Raw genomic sequence first — 24,463 nt, 5'->3', positions numbered from 1 at the left:
ACAATGGGAAAAGTCGCGAAAAGAGTCGACGATCATGTCGGCGAACGGATTCGTGAAAGAAGGACTATGATGGGATTGACCCAGGAACATCTGGCGAAGGCGCTGGATATTTCATATCAGCAAGTTCAGAAATACGAAACGGGCGCCAACCGTGTAAGCGCAGGCAGACTGTATGAGATAGCCAAACGGCTGGAAGTAGACGTTGCCTATTTTTTCGAGAATCTCGAACCATCAACGACAAGCATTCCCTTGGAACATGGCGGCAAGAATCGCTCAACCATTGAACTTGTACGCAATTATAGCGAGATTGATGAACCGGCGGTGAGATCGGCAGTCAGCGGCTTGATTAAAAGTTTAGCGGGTAAGGAAAGACGGCGCAAGTCCGCTTGATCATACTTTACCAACCAAATATAGGCGCGGAATCATTGTCCGCGCCTTTTTCTATGTTCGAATGTTACAAATCAGCGTGAGATTGTGACCCGAAAAATCAGTCAGTGGCAGGCGCCGCAGCTTTCTGAGTAGGCCAGTGCGCGCCGCCTACATTACCAATACGAACAGGAGCTTCTGTCGTATAGCACCAGGCATCCCTATCTGAGAGGAATGCATGTAACAGTTTGTTATTCAACGCATGCCCTGACCGGAAACCGTAAAACTCCCCAATGATCGGCGCGCCGGCAAGATAAAGATCGCCAATCGCATCGAGGGCTTTATGACGGACAAACTCGTCGTCATAACGCAAGCCTTCTTCATTCAGGATATCCGGACCGCTAAGGACAATTGCGTTTTCTAGGGAACCGCCCTTCGCCAACCCGAGTTTTTTGAGTTGCTCAAACTCTCCCAGAAAACCGAAGGTCCGGGCGCGGGAAAGCTCATTCTTGAACGTGCCGTTGCGCAGGCTGAAACGGCAATTTTGCTTGCCGATGCGCGGATTTTCAAAATCGATCTCAAAGGCAATGGAAATATTGTCCGCCGGGGAAAGGCTAGCTTTCGCAGCTCCCTCGCTCACTTCCACTTCTTTCAACACCTTGATATAACGGCGCGGCGCTTCCTGCTCGACGACATCGGCGCATTCAATAAGGAAAACAAAAGGCGCGGATGAACCATCCATTACCGGAACTTCGGGGCCATCCAGCTCCACGATCACGTTATCGATACCGCAGCCAGACAAAGCCGCCATCAAATGCTCAACGGTCGCCACCTTGGTATGCGCCTCGTTTTCGACAGTGGTGCACATCATGAGATCGGATACTGTATTATACTGCGCAGGAATTTCCGCAATAGCAGGATCAACATCGGTGCGCTTGAAAACAATACCGCTGTTCACGGGCGCCGGAGTCAATTTCATATTGATCAGGTTGCCGCCATGCAAGCCGACGCCGGTACAGCTGATACTATTACGTAATGTCTTCTGAAAAACGACCATTTTCCGCCACTTTTGTTACTACCACAAATTCGCAGGCTGAATGTACGAAAGGCGGCCCGTACACACAAATCAAACATTGTTACCAATTATTACCGCGCTGCACAAAAACATGGTGAATGAAACGTTCTTACAACGTCCCGTAGAGTCGATCCCCGGCGTCACCGAGACCCGGAACAATGTAGGCTTTCTCGTTCAGCTTTTCATCCAAAGCCGCAACATAGACTGTCACATCGGGATGCTGGTCGAGCATAACCTGCACTCCCTCCGGTGCGGCAACCAGCGCCATGAAGTGAATATTTTGCGATTCAACCTGGTGGTCCAGCAACACGTCGACGCCCGCCGCCGCGGAGTAGCCGGTCGCCAACATCGGATCCACAAGTATGAAGGTCCGGTCTTCCGCTGTTGGCAGTTTCCGCAAATACTCGACAGGTCGTTTCGTTTTCGGATCGCGGTACATACCAATATGCCCGACACGCGCGGACGGCATCAGCTCAAGCAACCCGTCAGCCATGCCAAGACCGGCGCGTAATATCGGCACAATCGCGGATTTCTTTCCGGCGAGAACTGGCGCATCCATCGGGCAAATCGGGGTTTCAATTGTCTCAAGTGTTGTTGGCAGATGGCGCGTAATTTCATATCCCATCAACAACGCAATCTCCTTGAGCAGCTGCCGGAAGGTTTTCGTTGATGTGTTCTTGTTCCGCATATGGCTGAGCTTATGCTCAATAAGCGGATGATCGAGTATGTGAAGATTCGGAAATCGCGGATCATAGGCCATGAGTTAGCGGTACCTTCCTTTATTACTGTGAGTTTAACGCCAGACAATATCCGACTCCACTTTTAAAATCACTAATTAGACGCCTAAAATAGCGATAATTTATAGCGATCAGAAAATTTACTTCCTATACTTCGTGAAATGAGGCCTTAAGATTAGACTAAAAGGTCTAATACTATTTTGGATTTAAGGTCGCCCCTTGTTCCTGCAACCGGAATGGGAGGGCTTTTGATAGGGAGTGACGATATGATGAAAAAGATTGCCCTTGGGCTTATTGCGACTGCCGCTCTGACGATAAGCGGCCTGGCAACGGCCGAAGACTTCAAACCCGCGATCGTTTTTGACATGGGCGGCAAGTCTGACAAATCCTTCAATGAGGCGGCCTTTAACGGCGTGGAAAAATTCAAATCCGATACAGGCATCGATTATCTGGAGTACGAAGTCACCAAGGTATCCGAGCGAGAACAGGCAACCGAGCGCATGGCCCGCAAAGGGGCGGATATTGTTGTCGCGATCGGTTTCGCCCAGGCCGCAGCCGTTGAAAAAGCCGCCAAGGCATATCCGGATACAAAATTCACCATCATCGACATGGTCGTTGATCTACCCAACGTCCAATCCATTGTGTTTCGGGAAGAACAGGGATCCTTCCTGGTGGGCATCGCCGCAGCAATGGCAAGCAAGACCGGAACCGTCGGCTTTATTGGCGGCATGGATATTCCGCTAATCCGGAAATTCGCCCTGGGTTATAAAGAGGGCGTCCTCTATGCGAACCCGAATGCGGAAGTCATTGAGAACATGACGGGCACGACCCCTGCCGCCTGGAACGACCCGACAAAAGGTAGCGAGCTCGCGAAGAGCCAGTTTGACCGTAATGCAGATGTCGTCTTTGCGGCCGCTGGGGGAACCGGTCTTGGCGTTCTGCAATCCGCAGCCGACGAGAAAAAGCTGGCGATTGGTGTCGACAGCAATCAGGACCATTTGCACCCGGGAACGATGCTGACATCCATGCTCAAACGCGTTGATGTCGCTGTCTATAACACAATGATGTCTGCAAAGGACGGAACCTGGAAGCCCGGCGTACAGGTGCTTGGACTTGAAGAAGATGGCGTCGGTTTCTCTGTTGATGAATGGAACAAGGGAGTTCTGACGGAAGACATGATTGCTGCCATGAACAAGGCAAAGGCTGACATCATCGCCGGCAAGATCAAAGTCACGAATTATATGGATAAATAAGTCTGACTGTCATGTCAGAACAAAGTCCGGCGTTGGAATTACGCCGTATCAACAAAAGCTTTGGCCCGGTCCACGCGAACAAGGATATTTCCCTGTCGGTGGATCGGGGCAGCATCCACGGTATTGTCGGCGAAAATGGTGCCGGAAAATCAACATTGATGAGCATTGTTTACGGCTTTTACCAGGCCGATAGCGGTGACATTTGTGTAAATGGCCAAAACTGTCATATTGAGAATCCGCAAAGCTCGATTGAAGCCGGGATTGGCATGGTTCATCAGCATTTCATGCTCGTGGATACCTTCACCGTCCTTGAAAATATTGTCCTCGGGGTTGAAGGGGGTTACCGGCTGTCAGCGGGACTTGCATCTGCCCGGAAAGAGCTGATCCGCCTCGAAAAGGAATATGCCCTCGAAGTCAATGTCGATGCAACGGTCGGCGATTTGCCGGTCGGCCTCCGCCAGCGTGTCGAGATCCTGAAAGCGCTGTACCGCGGGGCGGAGATCCTTATTCTCGATGAACCGACCGGCGTCTTGACCCCGCAGGAGGCTGATCATCTATTCCGAATTCTCGATACGCTTCGCGACCAGGGAAAGACGGTAATCCTGATTACCCACAAGCTCAGGGAAATCATGGCGATCACCGACAATGTTTCGGTTATGCGGCGCGGAGAGATGGTCGCCCATGTGAAGACAAGTGAAACAAGCAAAGCCGCCCTCGCGGAATTAATGGTCGGCCGCTCGGTCCTCTTGCAGGTAGAGAAGGAACCCGCCCGCCCCAAGGATACCCTCGTCGCTGTCCGTAACCTCACTTATATTGATGCAGACGATGTTCCACGCCTTAAAGATATAAATCTTGACCTCAAGGCCGGTGAAATTCTTGGAATCGCCGGGGTCTCCGGCAATGGTCAGTCAGAGCTGCTGGAAGTTCTTGGGGGCATGCTCACCCCCACTTCGGGCAGCATTCGGTTTGAGGGAAAAGAACTCGTCGGGAGCAAGGCGTTCGCGGCCCGGAATTTAAGGAAAATCGGGTTCGGGCATGTGCCCGAGGATCGCCACCGGTCCGGCCTTGTTCTGTCTTTCAGCGCAAATGAATGCACCGTTCTCGGCTATCATGACAAACCCGAATATAATCGGGGACTGCGCCTTGATCGCAGGGCAATGGTCGAAACCTGCCAGACCTATATCGAGAAATATGACGTGCGTCCGCCGGATCCTTACCTTAAAGCATCGGGATTCTCTGGCGGCAATCAGCAAAAACTCGTTCTCGCGCGGGAGATGGAGCAAAATCCGGATGTCCTGCTGGTCGGCCAGCCGACACGGGGCGTCGATATTGGCGCCATCGAATTTATCCATAAGCAGCTCATCAAGATGCGCGATGCGGGAAAGGCCATCCTTGTTGTTTCCGTTGAAATCGAAGAGGTCATGTCCCTCGCCGACCGGATCGCGGTGATGTTCGACGGGGGAATCGTCGGGGAGCTTGCCGCTTCAGAGGCGACGGAAGCCCAACTCGGTCTGATGATGGCAGGTGTCAGGGATGCGTCTTCCGGCGCAAAGGCAGCGGTTTGATGGCAGAGGAAAAAGTCAAATTCGGTGCGCCTCTCAAAATTCCCGGATGGGTGAACTATGCGTTAATCCCGCTGGTTAATCTCATTGCGGCACTCCTGATTTCAGGAGTTGTCATCCTGATTATCGGGGACAACCCCATCGAGGCGCTAAAGGTATTGATCTATGGCGCCTTCGGCTACCCGGAGGCGGTCGGCTATACCCTTTACTATACGACCAACTTCATATTTACCGGCCTGGCGGTGGCGATCGCCTTTCATTGCGGCCTGTTCAACATTGGTGCGGAAGGTCAGGCGGCCCTTGGCGGGATAGGCGTTGGCCTCGTCTGTCTCTATATGGACTGGATGCCGCTTTGGATGATCATTCCTTTTGCGATGGGGGCCGCGGCTATTTTCGGCGCAGCCTGGGCCTATATCCCGGCCTATCTTCAGGCAAAGCGTGGCAGCCACATCGTGATCACGACGATTATGTTCAATTTCATAGCCGCCTCGCTCATGACATATCTACTCGTGGAGGTGCTGATCGATCCAAATGGGCAGTCTCCGGAAAGCCGCCCCATTATCGAAACAACCTGGCTTCCCTATATCCATGAAGTCGTGAGCATGCCGAAGACTCCGCTCAACCTTTCCTTTGTCTATGCCCTGATATTGAGTGCCGGATTTTACTTTCTGGTCTGGCACACGAGATGGGGATATGAGATCCGCGTCGTTGGTCAGAACGAGACCGCCGCTCGATATGCCGGTATATCGCCCTCAAAAAACATCATACTCGCCATGATGATTTCCGGCGCCCTCGCCGGCTTTGTGGGCGTTAATGAGATTCAGGGCGTCCACCATCGGCTGATCCTTGATTTTACAGGTGGATACGGCTTTGCCGGAATAGCCGTGGCCTTGATGGGGCGCAACCACCCTATAGGAATATTTCTGGCCGCCCTCCTCTTCGGCGCGCTGTATCAGGGCGGATCGGAACTTGCGTTTGAGATGAAGTCCATAAACAAGGAAATGGTCATCGTCATTCAGGGGCTGATCATTCTCTTCTCGGGGGCACTTGAACATATGTTCCGGCCGAAGATAGAGGCCATCTATCGCCGCTTCGCCCCGGCCCGACCGGTGGAGGCTCGCTGATGGAGACATTCCAGATCATCGTCCTTCTGCTCGATGCCACCTTCCGGGTGGCCACCCCACTCGTGCTGGCCGCGCTCGCCGGTATGTTCTCGGAGCGGGCGGGCGTCGTCGATATCGGCCTTGAAGGCAAGATGTTGGGTGCGGCCTTCGCCGCCGCCGCCGTGGCGGCCGTTTCGGGATCCGCCTGGGTTGGGCTCGGGGCCGGCATTCTTACGTCGATTGCGCTGTCGATGCTGCATGCCTATGCCTGCGTCACCCACAAAGGAAACCAGGTAGTCTCGGGCATGGCCATCAATATCGTCGTGGCCGGCCTGACGCCGACACTCGGCTACGCCTGGTTCAGCATGGGCGGACAGACACCGTCCCTGAGCGGCGATGCACGATTCAAGTCAATCATTCTCCCCTTTGCGGAATCATCACGGGATATCCCGATTTTCGGATACCTCTATGTGGAATTGATCTCGAATCACAATATCATTGTCTATCTGGCGGCGGCGGCGGTGCCGATTTGCGCCTGGATCCTCTATAAAACCCGTTTCGGCCTCCGCGTGCGGGCCGTAGGTGAAAACCCTCATGCGGTGGATACTGCCGGAATTTCCGTCGACTGGCTCCGTTATAAAGCGCTGATAATGACCGGGTTTCTGTGCGGTATTGCCGGGTCCTACCTCTCTACCGCCCATGGTGCCGGCTTTATCCGTGACATGACCGCCGGAAAGGGATACCTCGCGCTTGCCGCCCTTATTTTTGGCAAGTGGCGACCGGTCCCCACCTTGTTCGCCTGTCTGCTTTTTGCCTTTACCGATGCGGTTCAGGCACGGCTGCAAGGGGTCGACCTTCCCCTGATTGGCGTTATTCCTGTTCAGTTTATCCAGGCACTCCCCTATATACTCACTGTATTGCTGCTCGCGGGATTTGTGGGCAAGGCTCATCCGCCGAAAGCAATTGGTGAACCCTATATTAAGGAAAGATAATGACGCTTGACCCGCATAAAGCCGCTGACTTCGTTAAGAACTCCGCGCCGGGCTTCGCCCCTCGTGTCGGCATTGTCCTCGGCTCCGGTCTCGGTGGCCTCGCGGAGAAGATAGAAACGATCGCAACCATTGATTACGAGAGTATCCCGGATTTCCCGATTTCCTCGGTGGAAGGCCATGCAGGGCGTCTTATTCTGGGACGCCTTGGCGGGATGCCGGTTGCCTGCATGCAGGGGCGCGTCCACTATTATGAAGGTGTCAATCCACCCGATCTGGCTCTTCCCGTCCGGATGCTAAAACTGCTCGGTGTCGAGATACTGCTGCTCACCAACGCGGCGGGGAGCTTTCGCAAGAAAATGGGACCGGGCAGTCTGATGATGATCAAGGATCATATCAATTTCACGGGCCTCAACCCGTTGGTGGGTCCGAACGATGATGAATTCGGGCCACGGTTTTTCTCGATGGAAAATGCCTACGATCCAACCCTTCGCAAGCATCTGTCTGCAGTCGCGAAGGAATTGGGGATCACTCTTCATGAAGGCGTCTATCTGCATTACCTCGGACCCAATTTTGAGACCCCGGCTGAAATACAGGCCTTCAAGACGCTCGGCCCCGATGCGGTGGGCATGTCGACAACCCCGGAAGTACTCGTCGCCCGCCACTGCGGCCTGCGTGTTGCGGCAATTTCAAACATTACCAATCTTGCCGCCGGAATGAGCAAGACCCAGCTCAGCCACGAACAAACACTCGAATGCGCAAAAATTGCCGCGGCGGATCTTGAAAGTCTGGTCATTGTCTTTTTGGAAACCCTGAAGCGGGAACTTTTGAAAGTTCATATTCGGAGCACGGAAAATGGCATCGATTAGCCCCTTGAAACCGGCCGCCGAGGGTCATGCACGCAATCCCGGCATGCCGCTAGACCTTGATGTGCTGGACAGAATCCGTGTGAATTTAAGCGCGGTCGAGCGCCGGGCCACCACCCTGCCCGGCCGGCGCACCGTCAAGAAGGAGCATCAGGCTGCCTGGCTTCTGAAGGCCGTGACCTGTATCGATCTCACAACCTTGAGCGGGGATGATACAGCAGGCCGTGTCAAACGCCTCTGTGCCAAGGCGCGTCAACCTGTCCGACCCGATGTGCTGAACGCGCTGGGAATGGACGAGCGTAAGATCACGACGGGTGCCGTTTGTGTCTATCACAGCATGGTGGAAACGGCGGTAGTGGCGTTAAAAGGGACGAACATCCCCGTTGCCGCCGTCTCTACCGGGTTTCCCGCCGGACTAAGCCCGTTCGATCTTCGCGTAAAGGAGATTGAGGCTTCCGTCTCGGCGGGCGCAAAGGAAATCGATATCGTGATCACCCGCGGACATGTGCTGACCGGCAACTGGCAGGCGCTCTATGATGAAGTCAAAAGCTTCCGCGCCGCGTCTGGAGACGCACATATGAAGGCGATCCTTGGGACCGGCGATATCACAACACTTCGCAACGTCGCCAAGGCCAGCATGGTTGCCATGATGGCAGGCGCGGATTTCATCAAGACCTCGACGGGAAAGGAAAGCGTGAATGCGACCCTGCCTGTCACCCTTGTCATGGTAAGAATGATCCGCGAGTATCTTGAAATGACAGGCTACAAGGTCGGCTATAAGCCCGCCGGGGGAATCAGCACCGCAAAAGATGTGCTGAATTATTTTATTATGATGAAAGAAGAACTCGGGAATGACTGGCTGGAACCTGACCTCTTCCGCATAGGCGCCTCAAGCCTGCTTGGGGATATTGAACGCCAGCTGGAGCATTTCGTCACCGGTCGCTATTCGGCCGATTTCCGCCACCCAATGGCCTGAGGTAGAACCATGAGCATTGCAGAAATATTCGACAATATGGACTACGGGCCAGCGCCGGAAAGCAACGCCGCCGCTCTTCAATGGATTGCGGAGCGCAAGGGTAAGTTTGACCTTTTTATAAATGGCGACTGGATCAAGCCAAAATCGAAAAACTGGTTCGAAAGCCGCAACCCTGCAACTGGCAAGGCGCTTGCCAAAATCGCGGCGGGCAATGCGAAGGATATCGATGCAGCCGTTTCGGCGGCCCGTGCGGCCCAAAAAGGATGGAGTACACTCGGAGGTCCCGCCCGCGCGAGATATCTCTATGCCCTCGCCCGCGCGATCCAGCGTAATTCCCGCTTGCTTGCTGTCCTTGAAACGCTCGATAATGGCAAGCCGGTGCGAGAGACCCGGGATATCGACATGCCGCTCGTCGCGCGTCATTTCTATCATCATGCCGGATGGGCACAATTGCAGGATCAGGAATTCGGTGATTTCGAGCCCATGGGCGTGATCGGCCAGATTATCCCCTGGAACTTCCCCCTCCTGATGCTTGCCTGGAAAATTGCCCCGGCGATTGCCGCCGGGAACACGGTTATCCTGAAACCTGCGGAATATACATCACTCACCGCGCTTTGCTTTGCCGAAATCTGTAAAGACGTCGGCCTGCCGGACGGCGTCGTCAATATCGTGACAGGAGACGGCGCAACCGGCGAGGCGCTGGTCAAGCATCCCGATATCGACAAGATCGCCTTCACCGGGTCGACGGAAGTTGGCCGTCTGATCCGCAAGGCAACCGCCGGCAGCGGCAAACATCTCACGCTGGAACTTGGCGGCAAGTCTCCCTTTATCGTGTTCGACGATGCAGATATCGACAGCACGGTGGAAGGTGTCGTGGATGCCATCTGGTTCAATCAGGGGCAGGTCTGCTGCGCCGGATCGCGCCTGTTGTTACAGGAAGGCATTGCCGAGAGAATGACGGCAAAGCTCCAGAAGAGGATGGAGGCTTTAAGGATTGGCGACCCGCTCGATAAATCCATCGATATGGGCGCGATTGTCGATCCCACACAGCTCGCTACCATTAAAAATCTGGTCAAGAAGGGGGCGGCAGAGGGGGGCACTGTCTGGCAACCGAAATGCGACCTACCGGAAGGCGGTTGCTTCTATCCACCAACCCTGATTAGCGATGTTGCCCCTGCATCAACGGTCGCGCAGGAGGAAATTTTCGGGCCCGTCATCGTCTCCATGACGTTCCGTACCCCGGATGAGGCCGTCGCCATTGCCAATAACACCCGCTATGGGCTCGCGGCGTCGGTCTGGAGCGAGAATATCAACCTCGCGCTGGATGTAGCGCCAAAGCTCGATTGCGGTGTTGTCTGGGTGAATACCACCAACCAGTTCGATGCGGCCTGCGGCTTTGGTGGCAATCGCGAGTCCGGCTATGGGCGTGAAGGTGGCCATGAAGGCATGAAGGAGGTCTTGAAGCCGAAATTCCTCTCGAAATTGCCGCCATATAAAGAAACAAAAGCGTCAATGCACAAAGACTATGGGAGCAGCGCCTCACTTGCCAACCTCGACCGAACACCAAAGCTCTATATCGGCGGCAAGCAGGCGAGACCGGATTCCGGTTACAGCATGCCGGCCTTTTCCGCAAAGGGCGAAAAAATCGGCGACGTAGGGGAAGGCAATCGCAAGGATATCCGAAATGCAGTAGAAGCCGCGCGCAAGGCGACCGGCTGGTCCAAGGCGAGCAGCCATAACCGCGCGCAGGTGCTTTATTATCTCGCAGAAAATCTGGACATCCGGAAAGCTGAGTTTGCGGATCGCCTCAAAATCATGACCGGCGTCAGTGCAAAGAAGGCGCAAGCGGAAGTTGACGCCACGATCCAGCGGCTGTTTTCCTATGGTGCCTGGACGGACAAATATGAAAGCGCGGTGCATTCCCCACCTATGCGCGGGGTAACGCTCGCCATGAAGGAACCGATTGGAACTCTCGGCATTGTCTGCCCGGATGAAGCGCCGCTTCTCTCCATGATTTCGCTCGCGGCCCCTGCCCTTGCCATGGGCAACCGTATTGTTCTTATCGCGTCGGAGCGGCACCCTCTCGCGGCCACCGATTTTTATCAGGTTCTGGAAACATCCGACGTGCCCGCAGGCGCAATGAATATTATTACGGGTCCGCGTGACAGTCTGGCGAAAACCCTTGCCGAGCATGATGACGTGAAATCCGTCTGGTATTTCGGCCCCCTTGACGGCAGCAAGCTTGTTGAAGCCGCCTCGACCGGGAATATGAAGCGAACCTGGGTCAATAACGGCAAGGTGCGGGACTGGTTCAATATCACCGAAGGTGAGGGCCGGGAATTTCTGCATCACGCAACACAAATCAAGAATATCTGGATCCCTTATGGCGAATAGAACGGCAGAATTCTTTCCGCAGGAAATCATCCGCCGGAAACGCGACGGGGCGGTTCTGACCGACGCGGAAATACTCTTTATGGTGCGAGGCCTTACGGATCAGTCGATCTCGGAAGGCCAAATTGCGGCCTTCGCCATGGCCATCTTCTTTCAGGGCATGACCATGGACGAGCGCGTGGCGCTGACCCGTGCGATGGTTCATTCGGGCCATGTGATGGACTGGTCGACGGCAGACCTTGGCCGCCCGGTGGTTGACAAGCATTCCACGGGTGGCGTCGGTGACAAGGTAAGCCTGATGCTCGCGCCAATCGTTGCGGCCTGTGGCGGCGCTGTCCCTATGATTTCCGGCCGCGGTCTCGGCCATACGGGTGGCACTCTCGATAAGCTTGATAGCGTGCCGGGATACAATACTGCGCCCGATCCGGAGCTGCTCACCAGGACCGTCCGGCATATAGGTTGCGCGATTATCGGCCAGACGGACGACCTAGCCCCCGCAGATAAGCGATTATATGCGATCCGCGATGTTACGGCGACAGTGGAATCCATTCCCCTAATCACAGCCTCCATTCTTTCCAAAAAGCTGGCGGCAGGGCTGGATGCCCTGGTGATGGATGTCAAATTCGGCTCGGGTGCATTCAAGGAGGATTTCGATGACGCTGTGGATCTCGCCCGGAGCATTGTCACGGTCGCCAATGGCGCCGGCATGCCGACATCGGCAGTGCTGACCGATATGAATGAGGTGCTTGGAAAAACGGCGGGAAATGCGATTGAGGTCCGGGAAACCATTGATTTTCTGATGGGTCGGAATGTGGATCAAAGGCTTCTGGATGTAGTGACGGCACTGGCAACTGAAATGCTGGTCATCGCCGGGATCGCTGATGAAGCCACGGCACCGCATGCCGTAAAAGGCGCCCTCGGGAGCGGCACGGCCGCCGAAAAATTCGCGCAGATGATCGTGGCGCTTGGCGGGCCGAAGGATCTGATGACGAATATGGACGACCATCTCCCGCTCGCGCCGATCCGGCGGGATGTGATCGCTCCAAAACGCGGATATTTAGGTGCCCTGAATGTCCGGGAAATGGGCGTTGCCGTCATGGACCTCGGTGGTGGGCGGCATAAGGCGTCGGACAAGATCGACTATGGCGTTGGTCTCACCAATATTGCCAGGCTGGGTGCGAAGCTGGGCCCACGAAACCCGATCGCGACAATTATCGCCCGCAATGATGCGGATGCGGCGCGGGCGGAAAAGCGGATTTTAAATGCCATCACCCTCAGCGAGGAGCCACCCGCAGTATCCGCCGCTGTGCGTACTCGTCTCACTAAGGAGGATTTGTAGATGCGCGCCGTTCTGATCGTTCTGGATAGCTTTGGACTGGGCGCCGCCCGTGACGCGGAGGCCTTTGGGGATGTGGGTGCCGATACTTTCGGCCATATTATCGAGGCGGCGGCAGCAGGGCGCGCCGACTCACCCGAACGGTCGGGTCCGCTCAATCTGCCCAATCTTACAAAGCTCGGATTGTTTGCGGCACATGGCGATTATGCCGGTCAGCCCAGTGAGGGTGGCAAGTTCGAGGGGCTCTACGGTGTCGCGCAAGAGCTGAGCAAGGGCAAGGACACACCGTCCGGCCATTGGGAAATGGCGGGTGTACCGGTGTTGTTCGACTGGGGATATTTCCCGAAAACCGTTCCGTGTTTCCCGAAAGACCTGACAGACGCCCTGATTGATCGCGGGAATCTGCCCGGCATTCTGGGGAGTTGTCACGCCTCGGGCACCGAGATAATCGAGCGACTGGGCGATGAGCATATGAAAACCGGCAAACCAATTATTTATACGTCTGCCGACAGCGTTTTTCAGATTGCCGCGCATGAAGAAACGTTCGGCCTCGACCGCCTCTATGCCTTGTGCGATATCGCCCGGGAACTAGTTGACCCGCTGGGTATTGGCCGCGTCATCGCCCGGCCCTTTGTCGGCGATAATGGAGAATTTACGAGGACCTCGAACCGCAAGGATCTTGCCGTCCTCCCTCCTTCCCTGACGTTGCTGGACAAACTCTCGAAGTCGGGGCACCAGGTGATCTCTATCGGGAAAATTGGAGACATCTTTGCACATCAGGGCACCGGTGAAATTGTGAAGGCCGCCGGGAATATGGCGTTGATGGATGCAACACTTGAGGCGATGAAACGCGCGGAGGACGGCAGCCTGATCTTTACCAATCTTGTGGATTTCGATCAGTCGTTCGGGCACCGGAGAAATATTGCGGGATATGCCCAGGCACTGGAGGAATTCGACGCCCGCCTGCCGGAGTTACGCGCGTCCTTGAAGCGCGGCGACCTTGTCATCCTTACGGCGGATCATGGCTGCGATCCGACATGGCCGGGAACAGATCACACCCGTGAAGTCGTGCCGATAATTGCCTTCGGACCGGAAATTCCTGCTGGCCCGATCGGGGAGCGTGAGACATTCGCCGATATCGGCCAAAGCATTGCCGAGCATCTCGGCCTCACGCCGCTCGACAACGGCACCGGCTTTCTCAATTAGTCATGGTCAAAAAAGCGGAACTGCATGTGCATCTGGAGGGGACGGCAACCCCCGCTCTGGTACGCAAAATGGCGGCACAGAATGGTGCGCCCCTGGATCCGAAGACGTTCAAGTCGGACGGCGAATTCGCCTGGACTGATTTCTGGGATTTTCTTAGATGCTATGACAAGGCCGCCGCCACGATCCTGACCAAGGACGATTACCGGCTGGTCACCTATGACTATCTTGCACGATGCGCGCAGGAGGAGGCGATTTACGTCGAGATGTTTTCCTCTCCCGATCATGCCGCCGACGTCGGGATGAGTTATGTGGAACATCTGGGCGGAATTGCCGCCGGAATCGATGACGCGAAGAAGGAATTTGGTATTGTCGGGCGGATTATTGTCACTTGTGTCCGGCACTTCGGGCCTGAACGCGCCCTGAATGTCGCGCAGCAGTTCGTCGCCACCCCTCATCCTTATGTCGTAGGGTTTGGCATGGGCGGCGATGAGGCACAGTTCCACCCGAAAGACTTCGCGCCGGCCTTTAATCTTGCGAGCGAAGCGGGATACAAGACAACAAACCACGCCGGGGAATTCGGTGGACCGGAGAGCATACGCGCCAGCCTGGAAAACTTACCCGTCAGCCGATTAGGGCATGGCGTGCGGGCGATCGAAGACTCTGCCTTAATGACAGAACTTGCGGATCGGGGCATACCACTGGAACTGAGCCCCGGAAGCAATATCGCGACGGGCCTTTACAAGGACAGGCGCGCGCACCCGTTTAAAGCCCTGATGGAGGCGGGTTGTATCGTGACGCTTAATTCGGATGACCCGCCATACTTCGCGACTTCTATCGGCCACGAATATGATGAAGCGGCCCGAAATTACCGCTTATCCGATACAGATCTTGAGAATATTACCCGAAATGCAATTCGCGCCGCCTTCTGCGACGATGCACTGAAAGAAGAACTGCTCGCAAAAATCTAGACTCAGTTCTTCTTCGCGGGTGCCGCGCCCTGCGCCGCATCATCAAGCTTGATGTCGACTTTCGGATCCGCCTTGTTAAACCTTTTCAGGACCTCTTCTGTGATGTCCATGCCCGGATTGAAGAAAACTGTCTTGGCTCTATCAATGCCGAGATTGACGCCCTTTTCCTTACTCACATCCGCAGCAATTCGGACAATGATCTCACGAAATCGCAAACGAATGCCGACAAGCACTTCGTTCATTTTTCCGTTAATGACCTGAAACTCGCGTTGCAGATTTTGCCGCTGGACATTCAGTTCCGATAGTTTTTTCTGGTACGCGTCCGGCGACAGGATGGCCCGCTGCTTATCAAGGGCCTCTTTCTCGGCGAGAAGTGCGTCACCGCGTTTGTTCAGTTCATCCACCCTGGCTTTAAGAAGAGCTTTGACATTTTCCTCAGCTTTCTTGGAGGGTTCCGACGCCTGCAGGATTTGATTGATATCCACAATGGCAACGACCGCTTCCGGTATTTTGGCTTGAGCATACGCTAGAGTTGGCCCTTGCAAATTCTGCGTCAAAGCAACAGCGGAAAAAACAAGCCCAATAGCAAACGCCCGAATTATTTTTGTCAATGGTCTCTCCGGAAAAATGGGGATTTCACTTCTGCTTCATAACATTGCCGGTTAAATAAATCCAGAACCGTCATGACCAGATCATATACTCAGAATACGGGAAATAAGCAGGGAAAAAGGCAAAACTGTGATTTTGCCATTTCCATAATCCTTATCTCACGATAAATCCTGCGCGTGGGAAATGTATAATTACCTCGTCTACCGTCTCATTTTTGTGGCGAATGGCGATCTCACGACGATTGAGTGTAACCAACTCGCCTGTAACAGGTGTCCGCCCGGTGTCATTTGGCATCACGGTCACTTGCTCTCCTGCCTTTTTATCCTCATTTACCCCAATACTACCACTATACGCAGAAACATTATCCTTCTGCGCAATTACCAATGCATCTGCGGCGCTCATCTCCGAAGGATAGCCTTTGCCGAACGCTACAATTCTCCCCGCCCATGCGTTAAGGTTCGGAAATTCGGTCAGAATTTCCTTGGCCGCCGGTGCACGGCCTGCAAACCAAATCGTATAGTAAAGATTGAAATCGACAAGGCTCGCGTCCTGGCCGAGCAAGTAATCTCTCCCGTCAGCCAGTCCCTGTTCCGCCCAATCCATCATCGCCGCGAACTGCTGAAGAGAAACGGGCAACGCCGCTTTCATCTTTTCAATGTTTATGCTCCCGCCAGAATATTCCACTCTGTCCTGGACAAATTCCGCCGGCATTTGCTCGCCAAAGGTCCCGAAAACTATCGCAGCCGCTGTCCCGAACAGCAGTTTGTCTGTCCAGAAACTCGTGCCCCAGCCGAGGAACTGGCTGTCGCCCGGAAATAACGTGGGGGACGGGAACCGGTTTTCCAATTCACGTATGATGATTTGCGTATCGCAGTAGATATGGGCGCCAAATTGCATAACCGGCGTCTTTCTATAGCCACCGGTAAGCGGCGTGAGTTCCGGTTTCGGCATCATGCGCGGGATTTGAACAGACTGCCAGCTCAGCCCCTTAAAGCCCAATATCGTCCTGACTTTCTCGGCAAAGGGCGATGCATCATAGTGATGAAAAATCAGGTCCGACATTTTATTTTCCTCCCATTGTTATGCTGTCTTTATCGTTCAGGTAATCGTTTAACACTTACCCGTCCCAGATTTCGACATACTCATCAACCGACTCATCTGGCAGAATTGGCATCCGTTCCGCTGTCCCCAAATATAGAAAGCCGACGATCTGATCTGTTTCCGACGCACCAAGGGCGGCATTAACCTTTGGATCGAAACAAGTCTTGCCGGTTCGCCAGATGCCCGCATATCCCAGCGCATGCGCCGCGAGCATAATATTCTGCGCGGCTGCCCCCGCAGAGAGTATCTGTTCCACCTTCGGCACCTTGGGATGCTCCTCTATCCTGGCAATCACGACGATGACCATTGGTGCCCGTAAAGGCTTCCCCCTCTCCTTTTGAAGCATCGCTTCCGTTGCGTCGGGGTCACGCGCCTTGAGGGCTTCCTCAAAAATGCCCCCGAGCTTTTCCCGCGCGTCGCCTTCGACCACGATAAAGCGCCACGGGCGGAGTCGGCAATGATCAGGCGCGCGAACGGCTGCCTGCATCATGATCTTGAGGTCTTCCTTTCCCGGCGCCGGTGTCGTCAGCTTCGCCGAGGATTTACGCGTTACCAATGCTTCTATGGCATCCATATAACGAAATTCCTTATATCTGGTCGTAACTATAATTCGGCTGTCATTCATAACAGAGAACATACGACCTGCCTATGCCGTATGATTTAACCGGTTGTTATCCACCACAACTGTTCATACATTATCTATCATATACGGTTCTTATAGTTAGAGACGGCGAGGATTCCGGTTTGTCTCAAATCAATGCCGCTAAACAAAAAGCCGACCACAATAACGAAAATTCGTTCAGAACAAAGGAAAGGGAGAGCGCAATGTCTATCAAAACAATATTGCTACATTTAAATAATGATTCGCAACTGGATGCCCGGATAGAGGTCGCTCTCGGTCTGGCTGTCGAACATGACGCTCATGTAATCGGGTTATATACGATTGCCCAGGTAACTGTCCCGACCTCATTTATGGGATACGTTCCACCGGAATTCATCGAGCAATCCCGCAAGGTCGACGAGAAAAATGCGGCCGAAGCAAAAGCCAGGTTCGAAAGCCAGGCTGCTAAAGTCAAACGGTCGGTCGAGGTCGTTATAGAGGAAGGATATGCGCCGGACCTGCTCAATGAGCATGCCCTTTCCGTCGACCTTGTCGTGGTAGGGCAAGGAGATCCGGAAGCGGAGAATAATGCGCAAACTCGCTATATCGCCGAGGAGATTGTTGTCAGTTCCCCTCGCCCCGTGCTGATTATTCCGTTTGCCGGGAATTACAGCAACTTCGGAACCCATGTTATCGTTGGCTGGAACAACACCCGTGAATCCTCCATCGCGCTGCATGAGTCCCTTCCATTTCTGAAAAAGGCGGAAAAAGTCACCCTGCTGCGTGTCAATGCGACCGAGGATGAAACTTATGAAGCGGAACATGTTGTTGCTCATCTCGGCCGTCATGGCATCAAAGCCGACTTCAAATCTGGCCATTGGCCCGACATTGGCGTTGGGGATGCCATTTTGGACTCCCTTGTCGATTACAGCGGAAACATGCTGGTTCTTGGGGCCTATGGGCACAGTCGGCTACGTGAAATGATTCTGGGCGGCGTGACCAAGACTGTTCTTGAACATATGACGGCCCCGGTCCTGTTCGCACACTAGACGTACAGCTATTGGATGAATCGAGGTCAGAATATATCTCTTTTCTGCACATCCTGCCACATACCGGGCGCAAGATCGGCAAGAGCAAGCTTGCCGATCCTTTTCCGGATTAGTCGCAGTGTCGGATGACCAATGGCCGCGGTCATCCGCCTGACTTGCCTGTTCTTGCCCTCCGTCAGCGTTAATTCAATCCAGCAGGTTGGAATCGCCTTTCGAAAACGAACCGGTGGATCGCGTGGTACAACGTCGGGCTGCGGTGTAATACGCGATACAAGGCAGGGCTTTGACCGATAACCCTTGAACACCACGCCGCCGGCCAGCTCGGCAAGGGCTGATTTGTCAGGGACTCCCTCCACCTCCGCCCAGTATACCCTCTCGTGACCATTTTCAGGATCCAAAAGCTTTTTGATAAAGGGTCCGTCATCACTAAGCAAAAGCAATCCCTCGCTGTCCTTATCGAGACGACCCGCGGCATATACCTTTTCCGGCAACGAAAATTCGGCCAGGGTTCTCTGATCTTTCTCACCCGTAAATTGACTGAGCACACCGTAGGGCTTGTAAAAAGCGATATATCTTGGCATTTGATTTAGGGAACCGGATTAAAAGTTGTCTGACGTACAAAAGCTACTGTAGGTTCAATTGCATATATTTTGACAGATTATCAAAATTTTAGGTAATTTTGGCGATCCTACATGTCGTATCTTCGACACCCATGTCAAGGAAACCAACCAATCAAGTCGGAAAACCGTATTCGATGGACGAAAATTCTACCGCCACTGTTCGCTTTATCGGACAAAAGGAAGAGGATGCCCAACAGCTAAGTTGGCTGTTGTCCAACGCGTCGAATGCACAGTTTTCATTCGAGCATGTCGCCTGCCTTGACAGCTTTGTAAACACTGGCCGTGACCAGCAAGGCGAGGTGATTATCCTCGATCTGACAGAAAGCACGGAAGACCGGATCAATGCGGTGTCCCTCCTCGGTGAGAAAATTCCGCTGATACCGGTTGTCGTACTTACCGGCGACGACGAAAAGGTAGGTCGTGATGCCATTCGTCTGGGAGCCCAAGACTATCTCATTAAAAGTCAGCTCACGACTGATGGTATTTCGCGAAGCCTGCTCAACGCCATACAACGTCATCAGGGGCACCAGCGAAGCGCGGAAACCGCACCACTTCTCGATTCAGCGACCGCGGTGCTGAACCGGCTTCCCATTGGTGTCATTCTGGTAACCGCCGATTCAAAAATCCTGTTTTTCAATGGCAAGGCGAAACGTTATCTCGAACAGGGTGATGGTCTGGTGGTTGGCTCTGATCGGGTATGCCGTGCAACGCTGCCGGGCGAAAGCCGGGCCCTCGCCAAGCTGTTGGCCGACACCCTGTCCCCAAGTGACGAGAATAAATCGGAAGGTGATTTTGCAATTTCACTGACCCGGATGGAAAGTGACTACCCGTTAAATGTCATGGTCGCCCCAATCGGGACCGGTGTGGCAGGCAAGGGGGCGGTTCTTTTCGTGTCCGATCCCGCCGAACCGGTTGACCTGTCCGTTGACTCAATTTGCAAACTTTATGGACTGACACCGGCAGAAGGGCGGCTGGCTCTCGGGCTGACAAATGGCTACAAGCTGGATGACCTCGCTGAAGAATGGGGGGTCAGCATGCATACGGTTCGCTCCCAACTCCGTCAAATATTCAGAAAAACCGACACCAGCCGGCAAAGCGAAGTCGTTAAGCTCATCCTGACCGGCCCCGCGGCCCTTCAGGCGACCAGCCTCCTTTAGGGAATTTGGGTTTACGTCCCGCTTTCCTCGGGATCCGCATCTTTGTATTCAGAGAAATATTTCCAGTTTTCGCGTCCGCCGCGGTTTTCCAGATAATTAATCAGCGCGCTCACCATACGCCGGTCAAACCGCACATCGGCATCTTCCAGCAAGTATTTTACCGCCGCGCTGAAGCTGAGGGCACTCCTGTAAGCACGCGGGCTAACCATTCCAACGAAGGCGTTTGCCACAGCGATAATCCGGGCTGACTCACTGATCTCCGTGCCTACCAAGCCGTTTGGCTGACCGCTCCCATCAAAATTTTCCTGCAATTGACGGAGTGTGTTTGCAACCGGCAGGTCAAACTCAACATCTTCCAACAGGTCCGCACTGGCAAACAGGCTGTTGCGGATAATCTCCATCTCTTTCTTGGTCAGGTTTTTCGTCTTGGTCAGAAGCTCCGGTGGAACGAGTATCTTGCCGATGTTCATGAGATTGCCCGCGATATCGACTGTCCGCACCAGATCTTCCGATGCGCCCATTTCCTGGGCGATTGCCGCCGCGACTATCGCAACCCGGCGGGACTGGTCAGCCGAATACGGATCGCGGCGGTCAACAAAGGCCACCAGTGTGGAAACCAGATCCCGCAACACAGCCTCGCGGCGTTCCTGCGCGATCACGACTTCAGAAATATCCTGGAAAACAGTGAGAACTTCCTTGCTGTTCACCCGCGTTGACCGCAATGGGACAAAATCAGATTTAATCACCCGGTCGGCCTCTCCCGCATCAGAGGCCTTCAGGCGGCTAATTGACGAACGCGGCTCATAATCAAGGCGTACAAGGTTCGTCATTTCGATGATTTCCCTGGCCTGCTCCGGCCCCAGAACGCTCGCTGCCTTCTTTCCAATCATCTCATCTTGCGATATTTCCAGGCCCTCTGCGGCAACACTGTTGGCGAAGGTGTATTTGTCTTCTGCATCGAAAACCGCAATGGACGTCGGTTGCTGATCCGTCACGATTTTAAGAAATTCACTTCGCTCTTTTAACTGTTCCGCCATTTCCCGATAACGCACGGCGAGTTCAGCAGCACGAATGGACGTGCCATGCCGCCATACAGCAACGACCGTTCCCGCAACCGCAAATATCAATAACAAGAAGATCCCGAGCATCGTTGAAAGACGCTGATCCGTCTCGGCCAACGCTTCCTTCTCCGAAACCGTCCGAACAAGGAACCAGGGCGCGGTCGTCAGCGCACGACCTGTCACCAGAACCCTGCTTCCGAGATAATTAGATGCAATTGCAAATCCGCCCGGATTCTCGATCACGAATGCCGCCGCCAGGTCGTTCTGCGCACTTAACTTGCGCGCGAGCGCCAGGGTGCCGTCCGCAAGCGGGGAAATATACTGCACAAGATTGCCATCCCGGCGGACAAGATAATTTTCAGCGGACTGCAAGGTATCACCCGGCTGGAATAAAAGGGGGAACAGGGATGTTTCCACCGTCCTGAGGCCAATGACATATCCGATTATGTCCTTGGGGCTACCTTCATCCTGTACGGCATATATCGGCCAGACAAACCCCATTGTCGGGTCACCATTTATTCCCTCGTACAAGTCAACAAGTGCCGGCTCACCATCCCCGGCCTTCGCCATAGCGGCCCGTATTGTCGGGTTCATCGGGGGCATGTTGCCGCTAGAAACCAGAAGTTTCCCGGTTGCGTCCGTCAATCCTATGCCAGCCCGGCCCGGTCGCGCCACATTCGCCCGGATTTGGGGCTCTTCCGGTTCCCAGAATCCGCTGATAACAGCCTGGTTATTCAGCAAGTTGATAAGGTAACCCGCCTCGGGCACCTCCGCGATGGAATTGCCATTTTCCGCGGTCTCGATAACCAGCTGGGTCAGATATACCTGCAAGGATGCATTCGTGGCGAGAGTTCCGATTGCCTGTTCCTGCTTGCGCAACCAGTCGTCTACGCTTGCCGCGCGGCTATCAGCAACAATGCCGAGACGAACCTCCCAGTTCCGGAGGTCCCGCAACCGCTGCTCCTCAACGAACTTAAAGGTTCCCCAAATGCCGACAATCATGACGGCGACAAGCAGCAGCACGCCAATTGATAGCGCTTTGTAAGTGCTTTTTTTTCCTGAACCGTCTATTTGATTATCCGACATAAATGCCCCGGTTATATATTCCACTTAGAGGCAGAATGCCTGGAAACTCTTTAAGATAGGTAAATCACCGACTTAAACTTACGCAAAAATGACACAACTGTGCAACGACATTAGATGTCCTGCTCAGTCTTTGTTAACGATTTATTGTCCATAATGTCACCCTTCGCAGGAAGCTTTTAGAATAGATGACAAAAACCAACCCGATGACTGGAGCAAGATCCCGATTTACCGCGATTTTCGTGGCGCTTATTCTTGCCTGCTCCGTTGTTGCAATGCCTTCTTTCGCAGAGGCAAAGGCAGGCGACCTGTTCGGCTATAAAGCAACCCCCTATTCCGGGCTCAAGCCCTTTCCCAAATGGCGAAAGGTTCTTGCAACCTACAAGGACAGACCAGGCGATTGCGTGTCAGGAAAATATAATCGATGCGCTCATCAAAAATGGCTCGCCCTGATCGAGGAATGGCGCCTCCTGCCGAAAGAAGAGCAGCTTGAAAAAGTCAACCGGCATATGAACCTCTTCCGCTATATTCTCGATCCAGTCAATTGGGGTGTCCGCGATTACTGGGAAATCCCGAAAGAGTTTTTCGCCCGATTTGGTGATTGCGAAGACTACGCGATCGTCAAATACTTTACGTTGCGCGCTCTCGGATGGCCCGCCGAAGATATGAAAATTGTTGTATTGCAGGACATTAATCTCGGCGTCGCACATGCCATACTGGTCGTAAAGTACGAAGGCCGGAACCTAGTGCTCGACAACCAGATTGGCCAGGTTGTCGAAGCAACCCGCATTCGCCACTACCGTCCAATCTATTCTGTCAACGAAATGGGCTGGTGGCGTCACAAGCGATAACCCTGCAAGAATAAAAAAGCCGCGCTCTGGCTTCAGGCGCGGCTTTCATTTAATTCTTAAAGAGGTGTCAGCCTTTTTCCATTGGCGTAGCTTCTGCCGGAAGGTCTATACCTAGCGTCGAATTCAGTCGGCCCATGGTGGCGAGCAGGCGATATTTTGCAAATCTGACAGAATACTGGACTGTCACCAGCGACGTGCGCGAATTAAAAAGCTCATTGTCCGCATCGAGCAGGTCCAGCAAATCCCGTTGACCGATTTCAAATTCCTGTTTGTAAGTCGATGCAACCTCGGTGTTGGCGACAACAGCCGCTGCGAGGACTTCCGCACGAGCCTCTGAACGGGCCAGAGAGCTCCAACTGCGGCGAACCTCTTCTTCTACAAGCCGTTCGAACCGGCGCTTGCGTTGTTCTGTTTCTGCTTTGCGCGCGACAGCTTCCTTCTCACGGCCCTCGTCGATACCCCCTCTGTAAAGGTTGTAGCGCAACCGAACCATCGCGAGGAAATCGTCATTATGACCTTCAACGCCGTCGAGATTATTATCCGCTGAGGCGCCGACTTCAAGATTGACCGTCGGATAATAGCTGGCCTGTGTTGCCCGGATTTCCGCGTCAGACGTCTTTATATCTGAAGAAGCGAATTTGATATCGGGATTGCTATCAAGTGCAATTGCGACGATGTCGTCGATATTGTCCGGAAGAACGCCATCGCTGAATTCAGGAAGAACCAGATTGGTGGGCTGTACCCCCACAACTCTCTGATACGTGATTTCCGCATCGTCCAGCGCCCGCATGGTTTCGACAAGCGTATCTTCTGCCGCAGCTAGACGCGCAAGTGCCTGTTGGTCATCGCCGATACCGCTTTGCCCGGCTCTCACCCGATCCTGTATTTCGTTAAGGGTCCGGCGATGCTTTTCAACATTTTCCTTCGCCAGTTCAACAATCTCGAGGCTGCGGAGTGTATCAAGATACGAACGCACCGCGTCAAGGGCAATGGCCTCAGCACGTTCCCGCACCCGATAAGCGGCACTGTCAACCCGGCTGCCCTGCCTATCTACTTCTGCACTCCGAAACCCGCCATCATAAAGTGTCTGCACCAGCAGAAGGCTCGATTCCGTGCGCCGCAAATCCTCGTTATCAATGGTGACCGTGTCAGTCCATTCGTAACCGATCCCGGCTTCAAGATCGAGCGACGGGAGATAAAGTCCCTCGGCCTGCTTCAATTCCTGATCGATTGCACGGCGATTGGCCGATGCCTCGGCAATTTCTGGATAGGTCGAAACTGTCTGTTGAACAGCTTCCGTTAATGTTTCGGCTTGTGCGGCCCCCACCGCGAGAAAACTTCCGAAAACAGCCGTTAGAATACTGGCGGAAAGCACATTCATTGACTTTCCAGCACTGTTTCTAAGCTTCATGCCCCTCTCCCACTGTGTCTGTTTTGCATTTCGACGAAAACTTTGAACCCGCCTGATTGCGTAATGCCAGAGCAAAACATCCATCCAAAACT

General features: G+C 53.9%; 22 protein-coding genes. 14 read left to right on the top strand and 8 right to left on the bottom strand.

Features of this window, described 5'->3' with window-relative positions:
• Positions 1 to 3: 3 nt before the first annotated feature.
• Positions 4 to 390, top strand: a complete 387-nt coding sequence (locus J0X12_RS11335) for a helix-turn-helix domain-containing protein (protein WP_207045754.1) — start codon at positions 4 to 6, stop codon at positions 388 to 390.
• Between the two features lie 97 nt (positions 391 to 487).
• Here J0X12_RS11335 and lpxC read toward each other — a convergent pair whose 3' ends face one another.
• Both lpxC and upp read right to left on the bottom strand, forming a co-directional pair.
• Positions 488 to 1,423 (bottom strand): UDP-3-O-acyl-N-acetylglucosamine deacetylase, encoded by a 936-nt coding sequence (lpxC, locus tag J0X12_RS11330; RefSeq protein ID WP_207045752.1) that lies wholly within the window; start codon positions 1,421 to 1,423, stop codon positions 488 to 490.
• A gap of 127 nt (positions 1,424 to 1,550) precedes the next feature.
• On the bottom strand, positions 1,551 to 2,201 hold the full coding sequence (gene upp / locus J0X12_RS11325; protein WP_207045750.1) for a uracil phosphoribosyltransferase: 651 nt from the start codon (positions 2,199 to 2,201) through the stop codon (positions 1,551 to 1,553).
• A 246-nt stretch (positions 2,202 to 2,447) separates the two neighbouring features.
• Here upp and J0X12_RS11320 point away from each other — a divergent pair, with 246 nt between their 5' ends.
• The 10 genes from J0X12_RS11320 to add are packed head-to-tail and all read left to right on the top strand — an operon-like array spanning position 2,448 to position 14,828.
• The gene (locus tag J0X12_RS11320) at positions 2,448 to 3,431 is read left to right on the top strand and encodes a BMP family lipoprotein (protein WP_353890905.1); all 984 of its coding nucleotides are present in this window, start codon (positions 2,448 to 2,450) and stop codon (positions 3,429 to 3,431) included.
• Between the two features lie 11 nt (positions 3,432 to 3,442).
• Positions 3,443 to 4,996 carry an ABC transporter ATP-binding protein gene (locus J0X12_RS11315; RefSeq protein ID WP_207045746.1) on the top strand — a complete coding sequence of 518 codons (1,554 nt, stop codon included), beginning with the start codon at positions 3,443 to 3,445 and terminating at the stop codon, positions 4,994 to 4,996.
• Positions 4,996 to 6,117: an ABC transporter permease gene (locus J0X12_RS11310; protein ID WP_207045744.1), complete on the top strand. Its 1,122-nt coding sequence runs from the start codon at positions 4,996 to 4,998 to the stop codon at positions 6,115 to 6,117. The genes J0X12_RS11315 and J0X12_RS11310 overlap by 1 nt, the downstream gene beginning before the upstream one ends.
• A complete protein-coding gene (locus tag J0X12_RS11305; protein ID WP_207045742.1) occupies positions 6,117 to 7,088 on the top strand; it encodes an ABC transporter permease in 972 nt (323 codons plus the stop codon). Before J0X12_RS11310 ends, J0X12_RS11305 begins: the two co-directional genes overlap by 1 nt.
• Positions 7,088 to 7,954, top strand: a complete 867-nt coding sequence (locus J0X12_RS11300) for a purine-nucleoside phosphorylase (RefSeq protein WP_207045740.1) — start codon at positions 7,088 to 7,090, stop codon at positions 7,952 to 7,954. The genes J0X12_RS11305 and J0X12_RS11300 overlap by 1 nt, the downstream gene beginning before the upstream one ends.
• Complete coding sequence (deoC, locus tag J0X12_RS11295; protein WP_207045739.1) at positions 7,941 to 8,927, top strand: deoxyribose-phosphate aldolase; 987 nt, start codon at positions 7,941 to 7,943, stop codon at positions 8,925 to 8,927. Before J0X12_RS11300 ends, deoC begins: the two co-directional genes overlap by 14 nt.
• Positions 8,928 to 8,936: 9 nt before the next feature.
• Complete coding sequence (locus J0X12_RS11290; RefSeq protein ID WP_207045737.1) at positions 8,937 to 11,321, top strand: aldehyde dehydrogenase family protein; 2,385 nt, start codon at positions 8,937 to 8,939, stop codon at positions 11,319 to 11,321.
• A complete protein-coding gene (gene deoA, locus J0X12_RS11285; RefSeq protein WP_207045735.1) occupies positions 11,311 to 12,657 on the top strand; it encodes a thymidine phosphorylase in 1,347 nt (448 codons plus the stop codon). Before J0X12_RS11290 ends, deoA begins: the two co-directional genes overlap by 11 nt.
• Entirely contained in the window at positions 12,658 to 13,860 is a 1,203-nt protein-coding gene (locus tag J0X12_RS11280) for a phosphopentomutase (protein ID WP_207045733.1), read from the top strand.
• A 2-nt stretch (positions 13,861 to 13,862) separates the two neighbouring features.
• Complete coding sequence (gene add / locus J0X12_RS11275; protein ID WP_207045731.1) at positions 13,863 to 14,828, top strand: adenosine deaminase; 966 nt, start codon at positions 13,863 to 13,865, stop codon at positions 14,826 to 14,828.
• A 2-nt stretch (positions 14,829 to 14,830) separates the two neighbouring features.
• Here the strand turns inward: add and J0X12_RS11270 are convergent, their stop codons facing one another.
• From J0X12_RS11270 to J0X12_RS11260, 3 genes are all read right to left on the bottom strand, one after another.
• Positions 14,831 to 15,439, bottom strand: coding sequence for an OmpH/Skp family outer membrane protein (locus J0X12_RS11270; RefSeq protein ID WP_207045729.1), 609 nt, complete (start codon positions 15,437 to 15,439; stop codon positions 14,831 to 14,833).
• Between the two features lie 151 nt (positions 15,440 to 15,590).
• Positions 15,591 to 16,499: a glutathione S-transferase family protein gene (locus J0X12_RS11265; RefSeq protein ID WP_207045719.1), complete on the bottom strand. Its 909-nt coding sequence runs from the start codon at positions 16,497 to 16,499 to the stop codon at positions 15,591 to 15,593.
• Between the two features lie 55 nt (positions 16,500 to 16,554).
• Positions 16,555 to 17,112, bottom strand: a complete 558-nt coding sequence (locus J0X12_RS11260; protein WP_207045717.1) for a nitroreductase family protein — start codon at positions 17,110 to 17,112, stop codon at positions 16,555 to 16,557.
• Positions 17,113 to 17,363: 251 nt separating this feature from the next.
• Between J0X12_RS11260 and J0X12_RS11255 the strand changes: the two genes are divergently transcribed.
• Positions 17,364 to 18,188: a universal stress protein gene (locus tag J0X12_RS11255; protein WP_207045715.1), complete on the top strand. Its 825-nt coding sequence runs from the start codon at positions 17,364 to 17,366 to the stop codon at positions 18,186 to 18,188.
• A 26-nt stretch (positions 18,189 to 18,214) separates the two neighbouring features.
• Here the strand turns inward: J0X12_RS11255 and J0X12_RS11250 are convergent, their stop codons facing one another.
• Complete coding sequence (locus J0X12_RS11250; protein WP_207045713.1) at positions 18,215 to 18,769, bottom strand: pseudouridine synthase; 555 nt, start codon at positions 18,767 to 18,769, stop codon at positions 18,215 to 18,217.
• Between the two features lie 173 nt (positions 18,770 to 18,942).
• Between J0X12_RS11250 and J0X12_RS11245 the strand changes: the two genes are divergently transcribed.
• A complete protein-coding gene (locus J0X12_RS11245; RefSeq protein WP_207045711.1) occupies positions 18,943 to 19,965 on the top strand; it encodes a DNA-binding response regulator in 1,023 nt (340 codons plus the stop codon).
• Positions 19,966 to 19,976: 11 nt separating this feature from the next.
• On the opposite strand, the gene J0X12_RS11240 is transcribed toward J0X12_RS11245, so the two are convergent.
• Positions 19,977 to 22,112 carry an HD domain-containing phosphohydrolase gene (locus J0X12_RS11240; RefSeq protein WP_207045709.1) on the bottom strand — a complete coding sequence of 712 codons (2,136 nt, stop codon included), beginning with the start codon at positions 22,110 to 22,112 and terminating at the stop codon, positions 19,977 to 19,979.
• A gap of 185 nt (positions 22,113 to 22,297) precedes the next feature.
• Here J0X12_RS11240 and J0X12_RS11235 point away from each other — a divergent pair, with 185 nt between their 5' ends.
• On the top strand, positions 22,298 to 22,960 hold the full coding sequence (locus tag J0X12_RS11235) for a transglutaminase-like cysteine peptidase (RefSeq protein ID WP_207045707.1): 663 nt from the start codon (positions 22,298 to 22,300) through the stop codon (positions 22,958 to 22,960).
• 67 nt (positions 22,961 to 23,027) lie between these two features.
• On the opposite strand, the gene J0X12_RS11230 is transcribed toward J0X12_RS11235, so the two are convergent.
• Entirely contained in the window at positions 23,028 to 24,371 is a 1,344-nt protein-coding gene (locus J0X12_RS11230) for a TolC family outer membrane protein (RefSeq protein WP_207045704.1), read from the bottom strand.
• Positions 24,372 to 24,463: the final 92 nt, after the last annotated feature.

The organism is Sneathiella sedimenti (assembly GCF_017313765.1).
Taxonomy (GTDB): domain Bacteria; phylum Pseudomonadota; class Alphaproteobacteria; order Sneathiellales; family Sneathiellaceae; genus Sneathiella; species Sneathiella sedimenti.
Note: the sequence above shows the minus strand (reverse complement) of the source record. Positions and strands in the feature narration are given on the sequence as shown.